The organism is Curtobacterium subtropicum, assembly GCF_030362975.1.
Classification (GTDB): domain Bacteria; phylum Actinomycetota; class Actinomycetes; order Actinomycetales; family Microbacteriaceae; genus Curtobacterium; species Curtobacterium subtropicum.
In genome coordinates, this window is the sequence record NZ_JAUCMM010000006.1 from 67692 (window position 1) to 90024 (window position 22333).

General features: G+C 70.6%; 23 protein-coding genes. 16 read left to right on the top strand and 7 right to left on the bottom strand.

From position 1 onward, the window contains the following. Positions 1 to 542: 542 nt before the first annotated feature. Entirely contained in the window at positions 543 to 1964 is a 1422-nt protein-coding gene (locus tag QUG98_RS10025) for a hypothetical protein (RefSeq protein WP_289470390.1), read from the bottom strand. A 57-nt stretch (positions 1965 to 2021) separates the two neighbouring features. Here QUG98_RS10025 and QUG98_RS10030 point away from each other — a divergent pair, with 57 nt between their 5' ends. The 5 genes from QUG98_RS10030 (at position 2022) to QUG98_RS10050 (ending at position 4946) form a co-directional block, all read left to right on the top strand. Then, positions 2022 to 2348 carry a hypothetical protein gene (locus tag QUG98_RS10030; protein ID WP_289470391.1) on the top strand — a complete coding sequence of 109 codons (327 nt, stop codon included), beginning with the start codon at positions 2022 to 2024 and terminating at the stop codon, positions 2346 to 2348. 19 nt (positions 2349 to 2367) lie between these two features. Continuing rightward, positions 2368 to 3300, top strand: a complete 933-nt coding sequence (locus QUG98_RS10035; RefSeq protein WP_289470392.1) for an NADP-dependent oxidoreductase — start codon at positions 2368 to 2370, stop codon at positions 3298 to 3300. A gap of 60 nt (positions 3301 to 3360) precedes the next feature. Beyond that, entirely contained in the window at positions 3361 to 3897 is a 537-nt protein-coding gene (locus tag QUG98_RS10040; RefSeq protein ID WP_434533433.1) for a DUF805 domain-containing protein, read from the top strand. Continuing rightward, complete coding sequence (locus QUG98_RS10045) at positions 3894 to 4544, top strand: DUF805 domain-containing protein (RefSeq protein WP_289470393.1); 651 nt, start codon at positions 3894 to 3896, stop codon at positions 4542 to 4544. Before QUG98_RS10040 ends, QUG98_RS10045 begins: the two co-directional genes overlap by 4 nt. Before the next feature lie 129 nt (positions 4545 to 4673). Next, positions 4674 to 4946, top strand: a complete 273-nt coding sequence (locus QUG98_RS10050; RefSeq protein ID WP_289470394.1) for a DUF4190 domain-containing protein — start codon at positions 4674 to 4676, stop codon at positions 4944 to 4946. 99 nt (positions 4947 to 5045) lie between these two features. Here the strand turns inward: QUG98_RS10050 and QUG98_RS10055 are convergent, their stop codons facing one another. The 6 genes from QUG98_RS10055 to QUG98_RS10080 form a co-directional block, all read right to left on the bottom strand. Then, the gene (locus QUG98_RS10055; protein WP_289470395.1) at positions 5046 to 5690 is read right to left on the bottom strand and encodes a TNT domain-containing protein; all 645 of its coding nucleotides are present in this window, start codon (positions 5688 to 5690) and stop codon (positions 5046 to 5048) included. Positions 5691 to 5772: 82 nt separating this feature from the next. Further along, a complete protein-coding gene (locus QUG98_RS10060; protein ID WP_058728874.1) occupies positions 5773 to 6546 on the bottom strand; it encodes a succinate dehydrogenase iron-sulfur subunit in 774 nt (257 codons plus the stop codon). Continuing rightward, a complete protein-coding gene (sdhA, locus tag QUG98_RS10065; protein WP_289470396.1) occupies positions 6546 to 8339 on the bottom strand; it encodes a succinate dehydrogenase flavoprotein subunit in 1794 nt (597 codons plus the stop codon). The genes QUG98_RS10060 and sdhA overlap by 1 nt, the downstream gene beginning before the upstream one ends. A gap of 96 nt (positions 8340 to 8435) precedes the next feature. Then, positions 8436 to 8882 (bottom strand): succinate dehydrogenase, hydrophobic membrane anchor protein, encoded by a 447-nt coding sequence (sdhD, locus tag QUG98_RS10070; protein WP_137767709.1) that lies wholly within the window; start codon positions 8880 to 8882, stop codon positions 8436 to 8438. Between the two features lie 18 nt (positions 8883 to 8900). Beyond that, on the bottom strand, positions 8901 to 9350 hold the full coding sequence (sdhC, locus tag QUG98_RS10075; RefSeq protein WP_289470397.1) for a succinate dehydrogenase, cytochrome b556 subunit: 450 nt from the start codon (positions 9348 to 9350) through the stop codon (positions 8901 to 8903). A gap of 78 nt (positions 9351 to 9428) precedes the next feature. After that, a complete protein-coding gene (locus QUG98_RS10080) occupies positions 9429 to 10667 on the bottom strand; it encodes a glycosyltransferase family 4 protein (protein WP_289470398.1) in 1239 nt (412 codons plus the stop codon). A 226-nt stretch (positions 10668 to 10893) separates the two neighbouring features. Here QUG98_RS10080 and QUG98_RS10085 point away from each other — a divergent pair, with 226 nt between their 5' ends. The 11 genes from QUG98_RS10085 to QUG98_RS10135 all read left to right on the top strand — a co-directional run bounded on the left by QUG98_RS10085 (position 10894) and on the right by QUG98_RS10135 (position 22331). Beyond that, on the top strand, positions 10894 to 12009 hold the full coding sequence (locus QUG98_RS10085) for a mannose-1-phosphate guanylyltransferase (protein WP_289470399.1): 1116 nt from the start codon (positions 10894 to 10896) through the stop codon (positions 12007 to 12009). 292 nt (positions 12010 to 12301) lie between these two features. Next, a complete protein-coding gene (locus QUG98_RS10090) occupies positions 12302 to 13375 on the top strand; it encodes a BMP family lipoprotein (RefSeq protein ID WP_289470400.1) in 1074 nt (357 codons plus the stop codon). Between the two features lie 122 nt (positions 13376 to 13497). Further along, positions 13498 to 15018 (top strand): ABC transporter ATP-binding protein, encoded by a 1521-nt coding sequence (locus QUG98_RS10095; protein WP_289470401.1) that lies wholly within the window; start codon positions 13498 to 13500, stop codon positions 15016 to 15018. Continuing rightward, positions 15015 to 16355 (top strand): ABC transporter permease, encoded by a 1341-nt coding sequence (locus QUG98_RS10100; protein ID WP_289470402.1) that lies wholly within the window; start codon positions 15015 to 15017, stop codon positions 16353 to 16355. The genes QUG98_RS10095 and QUG98_RS10100 overlap by 4 nt, the downstream gene beginning before the upstream one ends. Then, entirely contained in the window at positions 16352 to 17638 is a 1287-nt protein-coding gene (locus QUG98_RS10105; RefSeq protein WP_289470403.1) for an ABC transporter permease, read from the top strand. Before QUG98_RS10100 ends, QUG98_RS10105 begins: the two co-directional genes overlap by 4 nt. A gap of 169 nt (positions 17639 to 17807) precedes the next feature. After that, complete coding sequence (locus QUG98_RS10110) at positions 17808 to 18206, top strand: cytidine deaminase (protein ID WP_058728885.1); 399 nt, start codon at positions 17808 to 17810, stop codon at positions 18204 to 18206. Positions 18207 to 18210: 4 nt separating this feature from the next. Beyond that, positions 18211 to 19500 carry a thymidine phosphorylase gene (locus QUG98_RS10115; RefSeq protein ID WP_289470404.1) on the top strand — a complete coding sequence of 430 codons (1290 nt, stop codon included), beginning with the start codon at positions 18211 to 18213 and terminating at the stop codon, positions 19498 to 19500. A 134-nt stretch (positions 19501 to 19634) separates the two neighbouring features. Further along, entirely contained in the window at positions 19635 to 20747 is a 1113-nt protein-coding gene (locus QUG98_RS10120; protein WP_289470405.1) for an adenosine deaminase, read from the top strand. 2 nt (positions 20748 to 20749) lie between these two features. Continuing rightward, on the top strand, positions 20750 to 21196 hold the full coding sequence (locus QUG98_RS10125; protein WP_289470406.1) for a PTS sugar transporter subunit IIA: 447 nt from the start codon (positions 20750 to 20752) through the stop codon (positions 21194 to 21196). Next, positions 21193 to 21471, top strand: a complete 279-nt coding sequence (locus tag QUG98_RS10130) for a PTS sugar transporter subunit IIB (protein WP_289470407.1) — start codon at positions 21193 to 21195, stop codon at positions 21469 to 21471. Before QUG98_RS10125 ends, QUG98_RS10130 begins: the two co-directional genes overlap by 4 nt. A gap of 32 nt (positions 21472 to 21503) precedes the next feature. Further along, the gene (locus tag QUG98_RS10135; RefSeq protein WP_289470408.1) at positions 21504 to 22331 is read left to right on the top strand and encodes a purine-nucleoside phosphorylase; all 828 of its coding nucleotides are present in this window, start codon (positions 21504 to 21506) and stop codon (positions 22329 to 22331) included. The last annotated feature ends 2 nt before the right edge of the window (positions 22332 to 22333 follow it).

Below are 22333 nucleotides of genomic sequence, written 5' to 3' on the forward strand. Positions count from 1 at the left end.
GACGACCTCGCGCAAGAGGATGCCGACCTCCTCGGCGCATTCGTGGGCAACGAACCGCCCGACTCGTCCTCCGCTCCGGGTGTGAGACGAGGGAACTCCGTCCTCTTCGAGTATCCATCGGGCCCGGAACGGGACGGTCCAGGGGTGTTGGGATCTGCAGACCCGACCGGCGCGCGTCGTCGCCGCCCCCGCTGCGCGAACACCTGTGCAATGCTGCTGTCCCGGCGCGCAACGTCGTGATCCTCCGAGTTGTGTACTGAAGAGCACCGGAGTTAGGTCGAGTCGATGCGGTATCCGACGTGGCTCTGCGGAGAGCGCGTACTGCTTCGCGCAGAGTGGGACGGCCGACCCTCGTCCTCGGACGATCTGATCAACTCGCTGCTGGCCCAGCTGCGGGGAGTCGACGCTGTCCTCGGCGCTGGGGAGCCCTGGGAGGTGGACGGCGTCGGCACGATCCGCGAGTACGACCCCGCCGTTGTGCAGGAACTGCTCGAGCAGGGTGTCGAACGCGGGGACGACGGAAGAGCGTTGCCGGACCACGGTTACAACGTGATCATGAACCGCCGAGCGGCGCGCGGCTTCGTCTCGCTGCGCCTGAAGGTCGGAGCGTCCGTCCCGCGGCGTCGCCGACCGGCGAACGCCGTGTCGGCGAGCGTCGTCGGGCCCGTCGCGGGGGGCGAGCGGAGGGCGCCGGACGTCGAACTCGTCGAGGAGGTGCTGGCGACGACGAACTCGGGAGTGACCAGGTCGTCGCTGCATCGTGGCACGTTGCTCGCGGCGGATGACGCGCTCGATGCTTCGACCGCAGTGGCCGAGGTTCGGGCGGTCCTCGCAGGAGTCAGCGTCCCCGATCTGCCGAGCGAGGGTCGAACAGCGTGAACACCCCGGTGTCCGAGGACGGCATCTGCCCCCGCCCCGGTTTCGATCAGCGCAGCCTCGTCGTCCTTCGACGCCTTGCTGAACGCGCTGGGTACTTCGACACGACAGCACGATCCGACCGCTTCGAGTACGGGGACCTCGAGGTCCGCTTCCGGTACGACGTCTCGCCGCAGGGCGTCAGCGAACGACGGTTCTCTCGAGGTGAGGTCAGCTTCACGGGCACGACCTTCGACGATCCGGAGGACGCGGCGCGCTCGGTGGCCCTGCAGCTCGCGTTCGAGGTCCGCACCCAGGCAGGTCTCCCTCGAGTCGATGGCGCCCGGCGCTCCCTCGCCTTCGCGAGGGTGGCACGAGTCGAACTCGACGCCATCCCCTGGTGTGCACTGCAGCCAGACCCTGTGCAAGCGCTCGACCTGGCTGCAGGGGATGTCGGATCCGCGGAGGACGATGTGCCGCACGCCGTCGCGCTCGGGCGGCTCGTCGGCAACCGGCCCGATGCGCCGGCCACCCTCGACGGCATCCGCAGGGCTCACGGAACACTGTTCGAGTACGGCGACCACGAGAACGCCAGCCGGATCGTCCAGCGGGGCGACTCGTTCGATGTCATCTGCCGTCACCGCGCGTCCGAGCACCTGATCGCTTCCACATCGCACGTCGAGGATGCGGAGCGGCTCGTCGTCGTCCTCGAGCGCTCGTCCGGCATCAGGATCCCCGGGCCGCACCAGCTGTCCGCCGTCTCCCTGCCACGAGGCGTACTGGATCGCTCTCGAGGTCTCGTCACCGAGTTCGAGTGGCAGTCCGATGTGGACGGAGCCTCTCACTCCGTCCGTTCTGTCGCTCGCGCACCAGGTCGATCGTTCGACTTCTCCTCCCTCGTCCGACTCACCTGGTTGCGCGACGTCCCGGTGAACGTCCTCGCCGACACGCTTCGCGGGCGCGACGGCGCGTTCGCCGTCGGAGGTCCGGTCGGCGTGATGCTGGGCACGACGGCGTTGATCCGCGCCTTCTCTCGCGGCCGCGGAGGCTTCCGGGACGACGCCCAGAGCGCCGTCGTCTGCTCCGAGTTCCGTCGACTGGTCCGGCAAGGCGACCTGCCCGAGGCGTGCTGGCAGCCGGTCCGGGAGGCCGTGTACGGGACGCACATGGACAGCTGGTCGTCCGGACTGCGCGTCGACGACCGGTACGAGGCCCTCTGGCCGCTCTTCGAAGGGCCGGCTCCGAGACTGTCCGACGAGACGGTCGCCTCCGTCGACGTCGAGGTCGCCCTGGCCGCGGTCGAGTACGGCCTGACCGTGGTGCCCGCAGGCCCTCGCGTCGCTCGCCGCTTCCCCGTGGAGAACGACGCGGTGACGGAGGTGTGGAACGGAGCTGGCTGGGGCGTCCGCCCGGGCGCCGAGTTCGGCCACCCGATGACCCGCAGCGAGGCCGCTCGGTTCGCCGGCGTGCACTCCTGGAGCGACCTCGACTGAGCGGCGTACCGTCCACTCCATGACGAAGCACTGGGTCGCCCCCGAGTTCGGCGGCAGCGAGGTCCTCGAGTACGTCGACACCGAGGTGCCCGCCCCCGGCACCGGCGAGGTCACCATCGACGTCCGCGCGGCCGGTATGAACCCCGCCGACACGAAGCACACCCGGCAGGGGGACCCGTCCGACCTGCCGATCCCGGTCGGCTACGAGGTCTCCGGGGTGATCAGCGCGATCGGCCCGGACACCGAGATCGCGTCCGGTGGGGGAGCGGTGGGCGACGAGGTCCTCGCCTTCCGCGTCGAGGGCGGCTGGGCCGAACGCATCACCGTCCCCGCCGCCGACGTCTTCGCGAAGCCCGCGTCCCTCGACCACCCCCAGGCGGCGAACCTGCTGCTGGCCGGGACGACCGCGGCCGACATGATCCGCGTCACCCGCGCCGAGGGACGCGACACCGTGCTGGTGCACGGTGCGTCCGGCGCGGTGGGCGTGGCGGTCCTGCAGCTGCTCCGCCCGCTCGGCACCCGCGTGATCGGCACCGCCTCCGAGCGGAACGCCGACACCGTCCGTCGCTTCGGCGGCGAGTGGGTCGCGTACGGCGACGGCCTGGAGGCGCGCATCCGTGACCTCGCACCCTCCGGCATCGACGTGGCACTGGACTGCGTCGGCACGGACGAGGCGGTCGACGTCTCGCTGGCACTCGTGGCTGACCGCTCCCGCATCGTGACGATCGCGGCCTTCGGCCGCGCACAGCAGGACGGCTTCCCGGCGGTCGGCGGCAACCAGCCGGAGAGCCAGGCGTTCCGCGACTCGGTGCGACAGCGGCTGGTGGACCTCGCGGCGGCGGGGGAGCTCGAGGTACCGGTGGCCCGGACGTTCCCCTTGGCCGACGCGAAGGAGGCGGCGGAGCTGCTCGAGTCGCAGCACCCGGGCGGGAAGCTCGCGCTCGTGCCGTGACGGTCACTTCTGGTTGACTCGTGGGGTACGTCGCACGACCGACACCACGAGGGGGAACACGTGAGCGACCACATGACGTCCGACCAGCCGTACCCGAGCGCGCCGTCCGCGCAGCAGCCGTACCCGACAGCGGGCGGGGAGCCACCGCGCTGGGCACCACGGTACGGTGCCTCCTTCGGGCAGGCGCTCGGCCGGTTCTTCACGAAGTACGCAACCTTCTCCGGGCGGGCGAGCCGCAGCGAGTTCTGGTGGGCCTACCTCGTCGTCACCGTGGTGGGACTGGTGCTCGTCACCATCCCCTTCGTGTACCGCTTCGCCACGATCGAGTACACGACCGTCGACCTGAGCGGTGTCGAGTACCGGGTGTCGAACGCGCCGTCGCCGCTGTTCTGGGTGCTGCTGGTACTGCCGGCGATCTGGTGGCTCGCGACGATCGTGCCGTCGCTGGCGCTCGGATGGCGCCGCCTGCACGACGCGAACCTGTCCGGAGCGCTCTGGATCATCGCGGTGTTCGTCGGCATCGTCGGGATCGTCTTCGGGCTCCTGCCGTCGAACCCCGAAGGTGCACGGTACGACCGACCGGAGGGCGCACGATGAGCGACGACCAGCAGCCGCAGCAGCCGTACGGACAGCAGCAGCCGTACGGACAGCAGCAGCCGTACGGACAGCAGCAGCCGTACGGACAGCAGCAGCCGTACGGACAACAGCAGCCGTGGGGTCGGCCACAGGACGCACAGCCCTGGCAGCAGTACCAGCAGCAGGCACCGATCCCGACGGACGCCAGCGGTGCTCCGCCGCTCTGGGCGCCCTGGTACGGCATCGGCTTCCTCGACGCGCTGACGCGGTTCTTCAAGAAGTACGCGCGGTTCGACGGCCGGGCCAGCCGCAGTGAGTACTGGTACTGGGTCCTGGCGAACGGGATCGTGACGATCGTCCTCTACGGCGGCTTCGTCGGCAGCCTGATCGCCTGGAGTGCGTCGCACTCGGTGACGGACGAGACCGGGTACACGTACACCACCAGCGCACCGCCGGCGTGGATCTTCCTGCTGCTCGGCCTGTTCGGGCTGTGGTGGCTCGCCACGATCGTCCCGAACCTCGCACTCGCCTGGCGGCGCATGCACGACATCAACCTGCCCGGCCCGCTCTGGTTGGTCTCGGTCATCGCCTGGCCGGCGGCGATCGTCTTCGCCTGCATCGCGCCCAGCCCGGCCGGCGCCCGGTACGACCGACCCGACGGACGCTGACCGATCCCGCGACACGTCGTGACCCGACAACGCGGGGCATGCTCGACCGGCGTTCTTCGGTACGGTGATGCTGACCAGGCACCAGGACCGGTCGACTCCACCACACACAGCATCCCGAGGGGGACCCCCGTGACCAACGCCCAGCCCTACCAGCCCGCCCCGGCGACCGAGCGCTACAACGTCCTCGCCATCGTCGGCTTCATCCTCGCCTTCGTCGTGAACATCGCCGGACTCGTCGTGAGCATCATCGCGCTCTCGCAGGTCAAGCGGACCGGTGAGCGCGGTCGTGGGCTGGCCCTCGCCGGCGTCATCATCTCGGCGATCTCGCTGCTCTTCTCGATCATCTCGATCGTCGTCGTGATCGCGGCAGCGGGCAGCGCCGGGATGAACAGCGGCTACTGAGCAGGCACACGCGGCTCGGTGGACGAGCAGCGGACGACGAAGCGGGCCCCCCCCGCCGGGGGGGGGCCGCTTCGTCGTCCCAGGGGATCGGGTGACGGCTCAGACCACCCGGAGGCGGACCAGTGAACCGTCCACGACCAGGTCGCGCACCGTGACGGACTGGTCGGCCGTCGCGAACCGGAGCGCGCCTCCCGGCTGGTCGAACCAGGGCTGCACGAAGGTGACCGTCACCAGGAACGGGCGGTCGACGACGTAGCGGTGCACCTCGGGCGCCGCCGCCACGTGGGGCGGCAGCGAACGCTGGGGGAGCGGCGTGTCGAGCGGGTGCAGCAGGTAGCCGTCGGGGCCGCCCACGCGGTCCACCGGGACGCCGGCCGGGACCTGGATCGTGAGCCCCTGCGGGCCGGCCTGGTGGACCTGCTGCGCGAGCTGCGGGTAGCTCGACGCCGCGCGGTCGCGGAGCCCGTCGAGCTCGTGGCGCGGGACGTCCCGCGGCGCGGGGAAGGCGCGGTTCAGGAAGCGGCGGAGCATCTCGACCGCGTCCTCCTCGCCCCGGGCGGTGGCGAGGCGGCGTGCGGTGCCGTAGTCGACGACCTCGAGCGCGAAGTCGCCGTGCGTCTCGGTCGGGACCACACGGAGTGCGCCCTCCACCGGCGGCTCGGACAGCGTCTCGCCCGGCAGCTGCACGTACCGGATCGTGTAGCCGAGCTGGTCGAGGATGGGGCGGGTCTCCGCGAACGTCATGCGCGCGAGCCTACCGGCCGCATGCATGCCGTTCGCCGAGACACCGCCGAGCCGTGACCGCGCTCGGGCCGGACCGGTCGGCTCACGCGCCGCCGCGCATGATCGCCTGCTTGACCTCGGAGATCGCCTTCGTCACCTGGATGCCACGGGGGCAGGCGTCGGTGCAGTTGAAGGTCGTGCGGCAGCGCCACACGCCCTCCTTGTCGTTGAGGATGTCGAGGCGCACGTTCGACGCGTCGTCGCGGGAGTCGAAGATGAAGCGGTGCGCGTTGACGATCGCCGCCGGGCCGAAGTACTGACCGTCGGTCCAGAACACCGGGCACGACGAGGTGCAGGCGGCGCAGAGGATGCACTTGGTGGTGTCGTCGAAGCGGGCGCGGTCTGCGACCGACTGGACGCGCTCCTTGCCCTTCTCCGGCTTGCTCGACGCCTGCAGGAACGGCTGCACCTCGCGGTAGGACTGGAAGAACGGCTCCATGTCCACGACGAGGTCCTTCTCGAGCGGCAGGCCCTTGATCGCCTCGACGTAGATCGGCTTCGACACGTCGAGGTCCTTGATCAGGGTCTTGCAGGCGAGACGGTTGCGGCCGTTGATGCGCATCGCGTCCGAGCCACAGACGCCGTGTGCGCAGGACCGGCGGAACGTCAGCGAACCGTCCTGCTCCCACTTGATCTGGTGCAGGGCGTCGAGGATGCGGTCGGTCGGGAGCATCATCACGTCGAAGTCCTGCCAGCGCGGCTCGTCGTCGACGTCCGGGTCGAACCGGCGGACGATGATCGTGACCGGGAACGAGCCGGGAGGTGCGCTCTGCACGGTGTCGGTGCGCGGGCTGTCGGAGACCAGGGTGTCGGTCATCAGTACTTCCTCTCCATCGGCTCGTACCGCGTCACGACGACGGGCTTCCAGTCGAGCGTGATGTGGTCGTCGGCGAGTGACGAGTGCGGGTCGCCCGTCAGGTACGCCATGGTGTGCTGCATGTAGTTCTCGTCGTCGCGCTTCGGGTAGTCGTCGCGCATGTGCCCGCCCCGGCTCTCCTTGCGGTTCCGGGCGGAGAAGACGACCACCTCGGCCAGGTCGAGCAGGAAGCCGAGCTCGACGGCCTCGAGCAGGTCGGTGTTGAAGCGCTTGCCCTTGTCCTGCACGGCGATGTTCAGGTACCGCTCGCGGAGCTGGTGGATGGTCTCGGTCATCTTCGCGAGCGAGTCGTCGGTGCGGAACACCTGCGCGTTCTTGTCCATCTCCTCCTGCAGTTCCTTGCGGAGGACGGCGATGCGCTCGGTGCCGGTCGACGCGCGGAGCTGGTCGAGCATGCCGCGGACGCCGGCGGACGGGTCCTCGGGCAGGGGGAGGAACTCGGCGGTCTGCACCCACTCGGCGGCGTTGTTGCCGGAGCGCTTGCCGAAGACGTTGATGTCGAGCAGCGAGTTCGTGCCGAGGCGGTTCGAGCCGTGCACCGAGACGCAGGCGCACTCGCCGGCGGCGTACAGGCCGGGCACGACGGTCGTGTTGTCGTACAGGACCTCGGCCTTGGTGTTCGTCGGGATGCCGCCCATCGCGTAGTGCGCCGTGGGCATCACGGGCACCGGCTCGACGACCGGGTCGACACCGAGGTAGGTGCGAGCGAACTCGGTGATGTCCGGGAGCTTCGTCTCGAGGACCTCGGCACCGAGGTGCGTGCAGTCGAGGAGCACGTAGTCCTTGTTCGGGCCGGCGCCGCGACCCTCGGCGACCTCCTGCACCATGCAGCGGGCGACGATGTCGCGCGGCGCGAGGTCCTTGATGGTCGGTGCGTACCGCTCCATGAAGCGCTCGCCCGAGGCGTTGCGGAGGATCGCGCCCTCACCGCGGGCCCCCTCGGTGAGCAGGATGCCGAGGCCGGCGAGACCGGTCGGGTGGAACTGGAAGAACTCCATGTCCTCGAGCGGCAGGCGCTTCCGCCACACGATGCCGACGCCGTCGCCGGTCAGGGTGTGGGCGTTCGACGTGGTCTTGAACATCTTGCCGAAGCCGCCGGTCGCGAAGATCACGGCCTTGGCGTGGAAGACGTGCAGCTCACCGGTCGCGAGCTCGTACGCCACGACACCGGCGGGCTGCTGGCGGGTGACCCCGTCGTCGCCCGTGACGTCCACCATGACGAGGTCGAGCGCGTAGAACTCGTTGTGGAACTCGACGCCGAGCTTCACGCAGTTCTGGAACAGCGTCTGCAGGATCATGTGGCCCGTGCGGTCGGCCGCGTAGCAGGCCCGGCGGACGGGTGCCTTGCCGTGGTCGCGGGTGTGGCCGCCGAAGCGCCGCTGGTCGATCTTGCCCTCGGGCGTGCGGTTGAACGGCAGGCCCATGTTCTCGAGGTCGATGACGGCGTCGATCGCCTCCTTGGCCAGGATCTCGGCGGCGTCCTGGTCGACCAGGTAGTCACCGCCCTTGATCGTGTCGAAGGTGTGCCACTCCCAGGAGTCCTCCTCCACGTTCGCCAGGGCTGCGGCCATGCCGCCCTGGGCCGCACCGGTGTGCGAACGCGTCGGGTAGAGCTTCGAGATGACGGCCGTCTTCGCCTTCGGACCGGCTTCGATGGCGGCACGCATGCCGGCACCGCCCGCGCCGATGATGACGATGTCGTGCTGGTGGTGGTGGACGGTGGTCTCGCTCACTGGGGCCTTTCAGGGTGGGTCAGCGCGCCGGCGGGGTGGTCGCGGCGCGTGCGTGGGTCTCGTCGCGCGGTGCTCGTGGACGGTCGGGCCGTGCGGCTACTGCGCCGGGCAGAACGACGGCAGGTCGGCTGCGGCGGCACCGGCCGGGCACGGGTCGAACGTCCAGCAGACGAGCAGACCGAGGACGATCAGCGCGACGCAGGCGATGGCCACCGCGAGCAGCAGCGTCTTCCGGATGCCGGGCTTCGCGACGTAGTCGTTGATGATCGTCCGCATGCCGTTCGAGCCGTGCACGAGGGCGAGGACGAGCATCAGGGAGTCCCAGACCTGCCAGAAGGGGTTGGCCCACTTGCCGGCGACGAAGGCGAAGTCGATCTGCTTCACGCCCTCTCCGGCGACCATGTTGACGAAGAGGTGGCCGAAGATGAGCACGACGAGCAGGACGCCCGAGGCGCGCATGTAGATCCACCCCCACTTCTCCCAGTTGGTGGTGCGGCGGGCGGCGGCGGCCGAACGAGGCGGCTCGACGATCTGCGTGGTCATGTCCGTGGGTCCCTTCGCCTACTGGAAGTCCGCGACGAGGTTCATGAGCTGCCGGGGCAGGAAGCCCGCGATCAGGACGGCCCACACGACCAGGACGACCCAGAACATGGCGCGCTGGTACTTCGGCCCCTTCGACCAGAAGTCGACCAGGATGATCCGCAGCCCGTTCAGGGCGTGGAAGACGATCGCCATCACCAGGGCGATCTCCCCGAGGTTCATGATCGGCGTCTTGTAGGTGCCGATCACGGCGTTGTACGCCTCGGGCGACAGCCGCACGAGCGCGGTGTCGAGGATGTGCACGAGCAGGAAGAAGTAGATCGCGACACCGGTGATGCGGTGCAGCACCCACGACCACATGCCGGTGGAGCCGCGGTAGAGCGTCCCCTCGAGCCTGCGCGATGTGCGCGGCGCATCGATCGTCGCGCGCGGTTCGACCACTGTCGTCCCGCCTGCGGTCTGCTCGGCCATGAGCGAGTCCTCCCGTAGGACGGGCTCGCCCGATCGGCGAGCCCTTGCCGTTCGTGTTCGTGTGGAACACGTCCCATCCTATGCGCGTGCGCTGACACTCTCGTCCCACCCGACACGGAGCATGCGGGACGAGGCCGGCGGAGCGCCGATCGTCCGGGCCGTGTCGTGGTGTTCGAGGAGCTGGTCGCCGACGGCCTCCCACGTGGTGCCCTCGACGCGGAGCCGACCGGCCGAGCCCATCCGTGCGACCGCCGCCGGGTCCGTCACGAGGCCGAGGACGGCGCGACGGAGCGCCTGCGGGGCATCCGGGTCGTACAGCTCGCCGTCCAGGCCGGGCGCGACGAGGTCGATCGGACCTCCGGACGCCGGCGCGACCACCGGCAGACCGCTCGCGTGGGCCTCCTGCAGCGTCTGGCCGAAGGTCTCCGCGGGACCCGTGTGCACGAAGACGTCGAGCATCGCGTATGCGTCGGCCAGGTCGTCACCGCGCAGGGGGCCGGTGAAGGTGACGTCGAGGTGCCGCAGTCGGCGCTCGAGCACCGCCCGCGACGGACCGCCGCCGGCGACGACCACCCGGATCCCGGGCACCCCGCCGAGCTCGGCGAGCCGTTCGACCTCCTTCTCGGGAGCCAGCCGTCCGACGTAGCCGACGATGGTCTCGCCGCCCGGAGCGATCCGACGGCGGGCAGCGCGCACGTGGGCCGCACGTCGGCGGTCCGGGTGGAAGAGCGCGGTGTCGACCCCGCGACCCCACCGGACCACCCGGGGCACCCCCTCGTCCGCGAGCATCGCGGCGGTGGCGGACGAGGGGGCGAGCGTCAGCGACGCACCGGCGTGGATGCGCCCGAGGATCCTCCGCACCAGCGGGACGGTCGCGGTCAGGCCGTTGCGGCGGGCGAACCCGGCCACGTCGGTCTGGAAGACGGCGACGGAGGGGATGCCGAGCCTCCCGGCCGCCGTGATCGCACGACCGCCCAGCAGGAACGGGCTGGCCGCGTGGAGCACGTCCGCGCCGGAGGCGGCGAGGATCGTGTCGAGCACGGGGTGGGGGAGCGCGACCGGGAACCGGCGGTACGCGACGGCGGGCACCCGGTGCACGTCGAACGACCGGTACCGCTCGACCTGCGTCCGCGACCGGAACCGGGCGAGCCCCGGGGTGTCCGGCGCGATGACGACCGCGCGGTGTCCACGGCGTTCCAGGTGGTCGAGGACCGCCAGGACGCTGGTGGTCACGCCGTTCAGGGTGGGCAGGAAGCTCTCGGTCACGACGGCGACGGTCCGCTGGGACGTGCCGCGCTCCACGCTGCGTGCGCTCATGGTGCGTCCCATGCTCCGCGCGGGTCGTGACCGGTCGGGGCGCTCCGGGTGAACGGGCGGCGCGCAGGGGGTGAACAGGCGGCCGGGAGGCCCGGTGCGGCCGCCGCGGCCGGGTCCGGTCCGGCTCGGTGCGGGCGGGACCGCTGTGGCGGCTCCGGCAGATCGCGTGCGGCGACCGTCCGGGAGACGTCCAGGTCGCGTCCGGGCGCACCGGTACGGTGAGCGGGTGGCAGACGCACTCGAGGACTTCTACGCGATCATCCCGGCCGGCGGCATCGGCTCCCGGCTCTGGCCGCTCTCGCGCGCCGACGCGCCGAAGTTCCTGCACGACCTGACCGGTTCCGGCACCTCGCTCCTGCGGCAGACGTGGGACCGGCTCGCACCGCTCGCGGGGGACCAGCGGATTATGGTCGTCACCGGTCGGGCGCACCGTGCCGCCGTCGAGGCGCAGCTGCCCGGCGTCGCCGACCACAACGTCGTGCTCGAGAGCGAACCGAAGGACTCCACGGCCGCGATCGGCCTCGCCGCGGCGATCCTCCGTCGTCGCGAACCCGACGTGGTGATCGGGTCGTTCGCGGCCGACCACGTGATCGGGGACGCCCGCGGCTTCCGGCGGTCGGTGCGCGACGCCGTCGCCGCGGCACGGGCCGGGTACGTCACGACGATCGGGATCACCCCGACCGAGCCGGCGATCGGCTTCGGGTACATCCACGCCGACGCGGCACCGCTCGACGTGGAGGGGGCCTCGACCGTGCACGCGGTCAAGTCGTTCGTCGAGAAGCCCGACCTGGACACCGCCCGGGCGTACCTGGCAGACGGCTCGTACCTCTGGAACGCCGGCATGTTCATCGCCCGGGCCGACGTGCTGCTCGCCGAGATCGGGCGCACGAAGCCCGAGCTGCTGGCCGGCATCGAGGAGCTCGCCGCCGCGTGGGACACCTCGTCGCGCGGCGCGGTCGTCGACGCGATCTGGCCCGGACTCGAGAAGATCGCGATCGACTACACAGTCGCCGAACCGGCCGCAGCCGCCGGTCGCATGGCCGTCGTGCCCGGTGACTTCGACTGGGACGACGTGGGGGACTTCGCCTCGCTCGCGAAGCTGCAGTCCGGCGGGCGGGCGAACAACCTCGCCGTGCTCGGCGACGGCGCGCGCATCCTCGCGGACTCGTCGAGCGGCATCGTCGTGGCGCACAGCCAGCGGCTCATCTCGCTCATCGGGGTCGAGGACATCGTCGTCGTCGACACCCCGGACGCGCTGCTCGTGACCACGAGCGCGAACGCGCAGCGGGTCAAGGGCGTGGTGGACGCGCTGAAGGTGAGCGGGCGGGGGGACGTGCTCTGACCAGGTCCCTCCCACCCGACGGGTCGTCGCGGCGTCGAGTGGTGCTTCCGTGCACGATCGACGGCAGGTGTCGCCCGCTGTAGCGCTCCACCACGAAATCCCCGGATCGTCCCCCGGACCGGGTCCCCGGGGGACGTCGGCGTTACGGGCGCGTTTCGTCGGGGTCGCGATCGGGTAACTGATCCCAGCAGTCCCTCAGGGGCGTTCTGTACCGGCCCGACGGTCGTGTACTGTCGCCACGATCGCCCGGAACGCACGTGGTCCGGGCACCGCCCCCCGGAGGAACCAACCCGTGACATCTCGTACCCGCCAGGTCCTGCTCAGCGGCCTCGCCCTCGCCGGCACCGTTGCAGTCCTCGCCGGCTGCTCGGCCGCCCCGTCCGACACCGCGACGTCGAAGAAGAGCGACTTCCGCCCCTGCATGGTCTCCGACGCCGGTGGCTTCGACGACAAGTCGTTCAACCAGCTCGGCTTCGAGGGCATGAAGGACGCCGCGGCCGACCTCGGTGCGACCTACAAGTCGGCCGAGTCCAAGGACGCCACGGTCTACGACTCGAACATCCAGCAGCTCATCGGTCAGAACTGCAACCTCATCGTGACCGTCGGCTTCAACCTCGCCGACGCCACGAAGAAGCAGGCCGCGGCGAACCCCGACACCGACTTCGCGATCATCGACGACAACTCGATCGACGCGAAGAACGTCAAGCCGATCACGTTCGACACCTCGCAGGCGGCGTTCCTCGCCGGTTACGCTGCCGCGTCCTACTCGAAGTCCGGCGTCGTCGGCACCTTCGGTGGCATGCAGATCCCGACCGTCACCATCTTCATGGACGGCTTCGCGGACGGCGTGAAGTACTACAACGAGCAGAAGGACAAGGACGTCAAGGTCGTCGGCTGGGACGTCGACAGCCAGAAGGGCTCCTTCACCGGTGGCTTCGACGCCGGCACGCAGGCGAAGGCCGTGGCGCAGACGCTCCTCGACCAGGACGCGGACGTGATCCTGCCCGTCGGTGGCCCGATCTACCAGTCGGCTGCCGAGGCGATCAAGGACGCCAACAACGGCTCCGTCCTGATCGGCGCGGACAGCGACCTGTACGAGGCCGACCCGCGGTACAAGGACATCGCGTTCACGTCCGTCGAGAAGGGCATGCGCCCGGCGGTCAAGGACGTCGTCGAGCAGGCCGCCGACGGCAAGTACTCGAACACCCCGTACGTGGGGACGCTGAAGAACGACGGCGTGGGCATCGCGCCGTTCCACGACTACTCGTCGAAGGTCGACTCCGGCCTGCAGGGCGAGCTGGACAAGATCAAGTCGGGCATCATCGACGGCTCGATCACGGTCGAGACCAAGGCGACCGTCAAGTAGCACGACCGATGCGGGCGGGGGACCAGTCCTCCGCCCGCATCGACCGACGCGGGCGGGGGACCAGTCCTCCGCCCGCATCGACGTGTCCACAGCACCACACCGACAGGAACAGACCCCGGAACATGAAGCTCGAACTCCGTGGCATCACGAAGCGGTTCGGACCACTCGTCGCCAACGACCACATCTCGCTCACCGTCGAGCCGGGTGAGGTCCACTGCCTCCTCGGCGAGAACGGCGCGGGCAAGTCCACGCTGATGAACGTCCTCTACGGCCTGTACCAGGCCGACGAGGGTGAGATCCTCCTGGACGACGTCGTCCAGGACTTCGACGGACCCGGCGACGCGATGCGCGCCGGCATCGGCATGGTGCACCAGCACTTCATGCTCGTGCCGGTGTTCACCGTTGCCGAGAACGTCATGCTCGGCCAGGAGCAGACCTCGTTCGGCGGCAGGCTCGACCTCGCCGGTGCCCGCGAGCGGGTCCGTGCGATCAGCGAACGGTTCGGCTTCGACGTCGACCCTGACGCCCGGGTCGAGGACCTGCCCGTCGGCGTGCAGCAGCGCGTCGAGATCATCAAGGCGCTGTCGCGCGACGCGAAGGTGCTCGTGTTCGACGAGCCGACCGCGGTCCTCACCCCGCAGGAGACGGACGAGCTGATGGGGATCATGCGCCAGCTCCGCGAGGCCGGCACCGCCATCGTCTTCATCACGCACAAGCTCCGCGAGGTGCGTGAGGTCGCCGACCGCATCACCGTCATCCGCCTCGGCGCGGTCGTCGGCGAAGCATCACCGACCGCGACGAACAACGAACTCGCCGCCCTCATGGTCGGCCGGGCCGTCTCGCTCGTCGTCGACAAGGCGCCCGCGTCCGGCGGCGAGGACGCCCTCGTCGTCGAGGGCGTGACCGTCACCGATCCGTCGGGTGTCGTGCTCGTCGACGACGTGTCCTTCACGGTCCGTCGCGGCGAGGTCCTGGCGATCGCCGGCGTCCAGGGCAACGGCCAGACCGAGCTGACCGAGGCGATCATCGGCCTCGAACCCGTGCACGCCGGCCGGATCACGCTGGACGGCAAGGAGCTCACCGGTCGCACGGTGAAGCAGGTCCTCGACGCGGGCGTCGGCTTCGTGCCCGAAGACCGCAAGGAGGACGGCCTGGTCGGCGAGTTCACCATCGCCGAGAACCTCATGCTCGACCGCGCCGACCACGACGAGTTCGTCCGCGCCGGTACGATCCGTGCGGCGGAGCGTGACGCGTTCGCCGACGAGAAGATCGCCGAGTTCGACATCCGCACGCCGTCCCGCACCACCGCGGCCGGTCGTCTGTCCGGCGGCAACCAGCAGAAGATCGTCCTGGCCCGCGAGCTCAGCCGCGAGCTGCGGCTGTTCGTCGCCGCCCAGCCCACGCGCGGCATCGACGTCGGCTCGATCGAGTTCGTGCACAAGCGCATCGTCGCCACCCGCGACACCGGCGTCCCGGTCATCGTCGTCTCCACCGAGCTCGACGAGGTCGTGGCGCTCGCCGACCGGATCGCCGTCATGTACCGCGGCGGCATCGTCGGCATCGTCCCCGCGGACACCCCGCGCGACGTCCTCGGCCTCATGATGGCCGGGGAGATCCCCGAAGGAACGGAGCTGGCAGCGTGAGCACCCCCACGCCAGACAACACGCAGCCGGCCACCCCGGCCGACGCGCCCACCGACGACCGGTTGCAGGACGTCGAGGCGACGCCGCACCTGATGACCGACTCCGCGGACGACACCGAACGCCGCGCCGGCGGCGACCGCTGGCGTGCTGCGGCGCAGCAGATCGTGAACGGATCCGTGCTCGTCACGGTCCTCGCCGTCGTGCTCGCCCTGGTCGCCTGCGGCATCCTGATCGCGGTGACCGACGAGAACGTGCGTGCGGCCGCCGGCTACTTCTTCGCGCGTCCGGCCGACACCTTCCAGGCCGTCGGCACCGCGGTCGGCGGCGCCTACTCGTCGCTCTTCCAGGGCTCCGTCATCAACTTCGGAGCGCCGTCGTTCGCCGCGGCCATCGTGCCGATCACCCGGTCGGTCGACTACGCCGTCCCGCTGATCGCCGCCGGTCTCGGCATCGCGCTGTCCTTCCGAGCCGGCCTCTTCAACATCGGCGGCCAGGGGCAGATCCTGATGGGCGCTGCGGCCGCGGGCTGGGTCGGCTTCTCGTTCGACGGACCCGCCGCGCTGCACATCCCGCTCACCGTCCTCGCCGGCATCGTCGGCGGCGCGGTCTGGGGCGGCATCGTCGGTGTGCTCAAGGCCCGCACGGGCGCGAACGAGGTGGTCGTCACGATCATGCTCAACTACGTCGCGCTCTACCTCGTGAGCTTCCTGCTGCGGACCCCCGGACTGCTGCAGGCGCCGGGCAGCGCGAACCCGATCTCGCCGGCGACGAAGGACAGCGCGGTGTTCCCGTCGCTCTTCGGCGCGCGCTACGGCATCAACCTCGGGTTCATCGTGGCGATCATCGCGGTCGTCGTCGTGTGGTGGCTCGTCAACAAGTCGTCGCTCGGCTTCCGGTTCCGCACGATCGGTGAGAACCCGCGGGCGGCTCGCGTCGCCGGCATGAGCGTGCCCGCGCTCACCATCTGGGTGCTCGTCATCTCCGGTGCCCTCGTCGGCATCGCCGGTGCGTACCAGGTGCAGGGCGCCGTCACCTCGGGCTTCACCTCGGGCATCGACGCCGGCATCGGCTTCGACGCGATCACCGTGGCACTGCTGGGTCGCTCGAAGCCGTGGGGTGTCTTCTGGGCCGCCATCCTCTTCGGTGTCCTGAAGAACGGCGGCTACGCCATGCAGGCCGCGAACGGCATCCCGATCGACATCGTCGGCGTGATCCAGGCCCTCATCGTCCTCTTCATCGCAGCCCCGCCGCTGGTCCGCGCGATCTTCCGGATCCCGCAGCCCGGCGCGCGTCGCCGCGTCCGCACGAAGTCCAGCAGGAAGGCGGTCGCCGCATGAGCACCCTCAGCCCCACCGCAGCCCCGGCACTGCCCGCCGACCGGCCCGTCGAGACCACCAGGAGCTGGAAGCTCCCGATCGCGTTCGGCGTCTTCACACTGCTGGCGCTCGTGCTGTTCGGCTTCGCCCGTCGAGGCGGCACGGCGACCTTCCGCCTGTCCACGTCCGGTGACTTCTTCGCGCTGCCGAACGTCCCGCTGCCGGCCGCGGCGACCGGTGTGGTCGTCATCGTCCTCCTCGCGATCGCGACGGTGTACGCGATCGTCGAGACCCGTGGGTCCCGCCGTGTCCCGCTGTGGGTGACCGCCCTGTTCGCGCTCGTGTTCGTCGTCGGCTTCCTGAGCTGGGCCGTGGCGGGCGACTCGATCACCATCCCCGGCATGCTCGTCGGCGCCCTGAGCCTCAGCGTCCCGCTCGTGTTCGGTGCCCTCGGCGGTGTGATCTCCGAGCGAGTCGGTGTCGTGAACATCGCGATCGAGGGCCAGTTCCTCGCCGGGGCGTTCACCTCGGCGATGATCGCCTCGCTCACCGGCTCGGCGTGGGTCGGCCTGGTCGGCGCGCTGATCGCCGGTGTGCTGGTGTCGTTCGTCCTCGCGGCCTTCAGCATCAAGTACCTCGTCGACCAGGTCATCGTCGGTGTCGTCATCAACGCGTTCATCTCCGGCCTGACCGGCTTCCTGTACTCGCAGGTGCTCTCGCCGAACCAGCAGACGCTCAACGTCGGCATCCGCTTCCCGAAGTTCGACGTCCCGGTGCTGCACCAGATCCCGGTCATCGGTCCGATCTTCTTCGAGCAGACGGTCGTGGTCTACCTGGCGTACGTCGCCGTCGCGGTCGTCACGTTCGGGTTGTTCAAGACCCGCTGGGGCCTGCGCCTCCGGGCTGTCGGCGAGCACCCGCAGGCCGCGGACACCGTCGGCATCAACGTCGCCAGGACCCGGTTCTGGAACGTCTCGATCGCGGGCGCGGTCGCCGGTCTCGGCGGTGCGTACTTCACGCTCGACGCGGCGGGCGGCTTCACGAAGGACATGACCGCGGGCGCCGGCTACATCGCGCTCGCGGCGGTCATCTTCGGTCGCTGGGACCCGGTCCGCGCGACCCTCGCGGCGCTGCTGTTCGGCTTCGCCTCGAACCTGCAGAACACGCTCGCCGCGGTCGGTTCGCCGGTGCCGAGCGAGTTCCTGCTCATGCTGCCCTACGTCGTCACGATCTTCGCGGTCGCCGGCCTGGTCGGGCAGTCGCGCGGACCGGCGGCCGCCGGCAAGCCGTACACCAAGAGCTGACGGACGGGAGGCACGGCACATGACCGACACGAACCCCGCAGGTGACCACACGGTTGCCACCGACCCCGTGACCGGCGAGCCGTCCTGGACGGACCCGGCCACGAGCCTCCAGGCCGACACCGACACCGACAGCGACACGGACACCGGCGCCGTCGACGCGAGCGTCGACGTGGACTGGACCGCCCTGCGCGAGGCGGCGACCGCCGCGATGCGGCGCGCCTACGCGCCGTACTCGTCGTTCCCGGTGGGCGCCGCGGCGCTCACCGACGACGGACGGATCGTCTCGGGCTGCAACGTCGAGAACGCGTCGTACGGGGTGACCCTGTGCGCCGAGTGCTCGCTCGTGTCGCAGCTGCACATGACCGGCGGCGGCAAGCTCGTCGCGTTCACGTGCGTGGACGGCGACGGCGCGACGCTCATGCCGTGCGGCCGGTGCCGGCAGCTGCTGTTCGAGCACTCGACCGAGGGCATGCTCCTCGAGACGGTGTCGGGCATCCGCACGATCGACCAGGTGCTGCCCGACGCGTTCGGGCCGCGCACCCTCGCCACCTACCAGCAGGAGCACTGATCACATGGCCGTCGAGCCCTTCGACACCGTCGACCTCATCCGCGCCAAGCGGTCCGGCGATGCGCTGAGCACCCCCGAGATCGACTGGCTCGTCGACGCCTACACGCGCGGCTACGTCGAGGACCCGCAGATGGCGGCCCTGGCGATGGCGATCTTCCTGAACGGCATGGAGCGCCGGGAGATCAAGGACCTGACCCTCGCGATGATCGCGTCGGGGGAGCGGATGTCGTTCGGCTCGCTCGGCAAGACCACGGTGGACAAGCACTCAACGGGTGGCGTCGGGGACAAGATCACGCTGCCGCTCGCGCCGCTCGTGGCGTCGTTCGGCGTGGCGGTCCCGCAGCTGTCCGGGCGCGGGCTCGGCCACACCGGCGGCACGCTCGACAAGCTCGAGTCGATCCCGGGGTGGCAGGCGTCGATCTCGAACGACCGCATGATGCAGGTGCTGTCGGAGGTGGGCGCGGTCATCTGCGCCGCGGGCTCCGGGCTCGCCCCGGCCGACAAGAAGCTCTACGCACTCCGGGACATCACCGGCACCGTCGAGTGCATCCCGCTCATCGCGTCGAGCATCATGTCGAAGAAGATCGCTGAGGGCACGGGCGCGCTCGTGCTCGACGTCAAGTTCGGCTCGGGTGCCTTCATGCCGACGTACGAGGCGTCGAAGGAGCTCGCGCAGACGATGGTCGACCTCGGGAACGATGCCGGCGTCGCGACCTCGGCGCTGCTCACCGACATGGAGGTCCCGCTCGGGCTGACGATCGGCAACGCGCTCGAGGTCCGCGAGTCCGTCGAGGTGCTGGCCGGCGGCGGGCCGTCCGACGTGGTGGCGCTGACCGTCTCGCTGGCGGAGGAGATGCTGCGGCTCGCCGGCCTGCCGGACGCCGACCCCGCGGCCGCGCTGGCCGACGGCCGGGCGATGGACACCTGGCGCCGGATGATCGCGGCACAGGGCGGCGACCCCGCGGCCGACCTGCCGGTCGCGCGGGAGCAGCACGTCGTCACCGCCGCCGAGTCCGGGGTGCTCGTGCAGCAGGACGCCCTGCCGTTCGGGATCGCCGCGTGGCGTCTCGGTGCCGGTCGGGCCCGTGCGCAGGACCCGGTGCAGGCCGGCGCCGGCATCGAGCTGCACGTCAAGCCGGGCGACACCGTCACCGCGGGACAGCCGCTCTGGACACTCCACACGGACGAGCCGGCACGGTTCGACCGGGCGCTGGAGTCACTCGAGGGCGCCTGGGCGATCGGGTCGACCGCGCCCGAGCGCGGACCGATCGTGCGCGAGCGCATCACGGGCTGAGCGCCACGGCCGCGACCCGGCCACGTCGACGACCGGAGGCTCCTCGCACGGCTGTGGGGAGCCTCCAGTCCGTCCGGCGGTCTGTTGTGCACAGGTACGGACGCGGCGTCGGCGACCACCGATAGCCTGGGACCATGAGCGCCGACGCCCCCACCCACCGCCTGCCCGACGCCGGAGCGGTCATCGACGACCTGCCCAAGGTGTCGCTGCACGACCACCTCGACGGCGGCCTGCGCCCCGCGACGATCGTCGACCTGGCGGACCAGGCGGGCATCGAGCTGCCGGTGACGGACCCCGGTGCACTGGGGACGTGGTTCGCCGAGCAGTCGAACAGCGGTTCGCTCGTCGAGTACCTGAAGACCTTCGACGTGACCACCTCGGTGATGCAGACCGCACCGCAGCTGCACCGCGTCGCGAAGGAGTTCGTCGAGGACCTCGTCGCCGACGGCGTCGTCTACGGCGAGATCCGTTGGGCGCCGGAGCAGCACCTGCGGGGCGGGCTGTCGCTCGACCAGACCGTCGAGGCGGTGCAGGCCGGCATCGAGGAGGCCGTGGACGCCGCCGGCGGCTCGATCCGGATCGGCCAGCTCGTCACCGCGATGCGGCACGCCGACCGGTCCCTCGAGATCGCCGAGCTCGCCGTCCGGCACCGCGACCGCGGTGTGGTCGGCTTCGACATCGCAGGGGCCGAGGCCGGCTTCCCGCCGGCGAACCACCGCGCGGCGTTCGAGTACCTGGCGTCGGAGCTGTTCCCGGTGACCGTCCACGCGGGCGAGGCCGACGGGCTCGCGTCGATCCGCTCGGCGCTGGTCGACGGCCGTGCGCTCCGCCTCGGGCACGGTGTCCGGATCTTCGAGGACATCACGCTGTCCGACGCCGGTGACGGCTCCACGCTCGCGTCGCTCGGCGAGGTCGCGTCGTGGGTCCGCGACCGCGAGATCCCGCTCGAGGTCGCGCCGCAGTCGAACCTGCAGACCGGTGCGATCGCCGCGTGGGGCGACGACCTCGCCGACCACCCGTTCGACGTGCTGTACCAGCTCGGCTTCCGCGTCACCGTGAACACCGACAACCGTCTGATGAGCAACACCTCGCTGTCGAAGGAGCTCGCGCTCCTCGCCGGCACCTTCGGCTACGACCTCGACGACCTCGCCGCGTTCCAGATCAACGCCGCGCTCGGCTCGTTCCTGCCGCTCGAGGACCGCGAGGAGATCATCGCGACCATCACGGCCGGACACCAGGAGGCGTAGCGATGTCCCTCCCGCCGCTGCCGGACGACGCCGTCGTGCTCGGGGCGAGCGCGTCCTCGTGGCGCGACGCGCTCCGGCTCGCCGGTGGTGCGCTCGTGACCTCGGGCGCCGCGACGCCGCCCTACACGGACGCGATGATCGACCTGGTCGAGGAGCACGGACCGTACATCGTCATCTCGCCCGGGCTCGCGTTCGCGCACGCCCGGCCGGGCCCCTCGGTGCTGCGTGACGGGTTGGCCGTCGTGACGCTGCGGGAACCGGTGTCGTTCGGACACCCGCACAACGACCCGGTGTCGGTCGTGCTCGGGCTCGCCGTCGCCGAGGTCGGCACGCACCTCGAGTCCATCGGCGACATCGCGAACACCTTCAACGACGACACCGTGACCGCTCGGCTCGCGGCAGCGACGTCGGCGGACGAGGTCCGGACGATCATGGGGGTGTCGGCGTGAAGATCGTGACGATCTGCGGTGCGGGGATCGGGTCGAGCGGCATCCTCAAGGTGAACGCCGAGAAGGCCCTCGATGCGCTCGGACTCTCGGCGTCGGTCGTCGCGGCGGACGTCGCCTCGGTGCGCGCCGTCGCCGAGGACGCCAACGTGATCCTCACCAGCCAGGAGTTCGTCGCGGCGATCGGGGACACCTACGCCGAGGTCATCGTGATCCGGAACCACTTCGACCAGGGCGAGATCACCGCCGCGGTGGACCGGGCGCTCGGGGAGCACTGAGCGGCTCCCGACGCTGCCTCTAGAGTTGGGGCATGAGCACGGAGAACCCGCTGAACGACCCCGCCGCCGACCCGTTCGAGGTCGCCCGCGACGCCGCCGCCGTCATCGCCGATCGGTCCGGCATCGAGCGGCACGACATCGCCCTGACCCTGGGCTCCGGCTGGGGCAAGGCCGCCGACATCATCGGCGAGACGGTGTCCGAGATCCCCGCGGCCGAGGTCCCCGGCTTCAGCGCCTCGGCGGTGCCCGGCCACTCCGGCACGGTCCGCTCGATCCGCCTGCAGGACGGTCGGCACGCACTCGTCATCGGTGCGCGGACCCACTACTACGAGAACCACGGCGTCCGCCGCGTGGTGCACAGCGTCCGCACCGCTGCGGCGACGGGGGCGTCGGTCATGGTGCTCACGAACGGTGCCGGCGGCATCAAGGAGCACTGGAAGCCGGGCACCCCGGTCCTCATCAGCGACCACATCAACCTGACGGCGGACAGCCCGCTCGAGGGTGCCACCTTCGTCGACCTGACCGACCTGTACTCGGCGCGTCTGCGCGCGGTCGCGAAGTCGATCGACCCGACCCTCGACGAGGGCGTCTACACGCAGTTCCGCGGCCCGCACTACGAGACCCCGGCCGAGGTCCAGATGGCGAAGACCATCGGCGGGCACATCGTCGGCATGTCGACCGCGCTCGAGGCGATCGCCGCCCGCCAGGCCGGCATGGAGGTCCTCGGCTTCTCCCTCATCACGAACCTCGCCGCGGGCATCCAGAAGACCCCGCTCTCGCACGCCGAGGTCCTCGAGGCCGGGCGCGAGGCCGAGCCGATCATCGCCGACCTCCTCGCCCGCGTGGTGGCGGCGCTGTGACC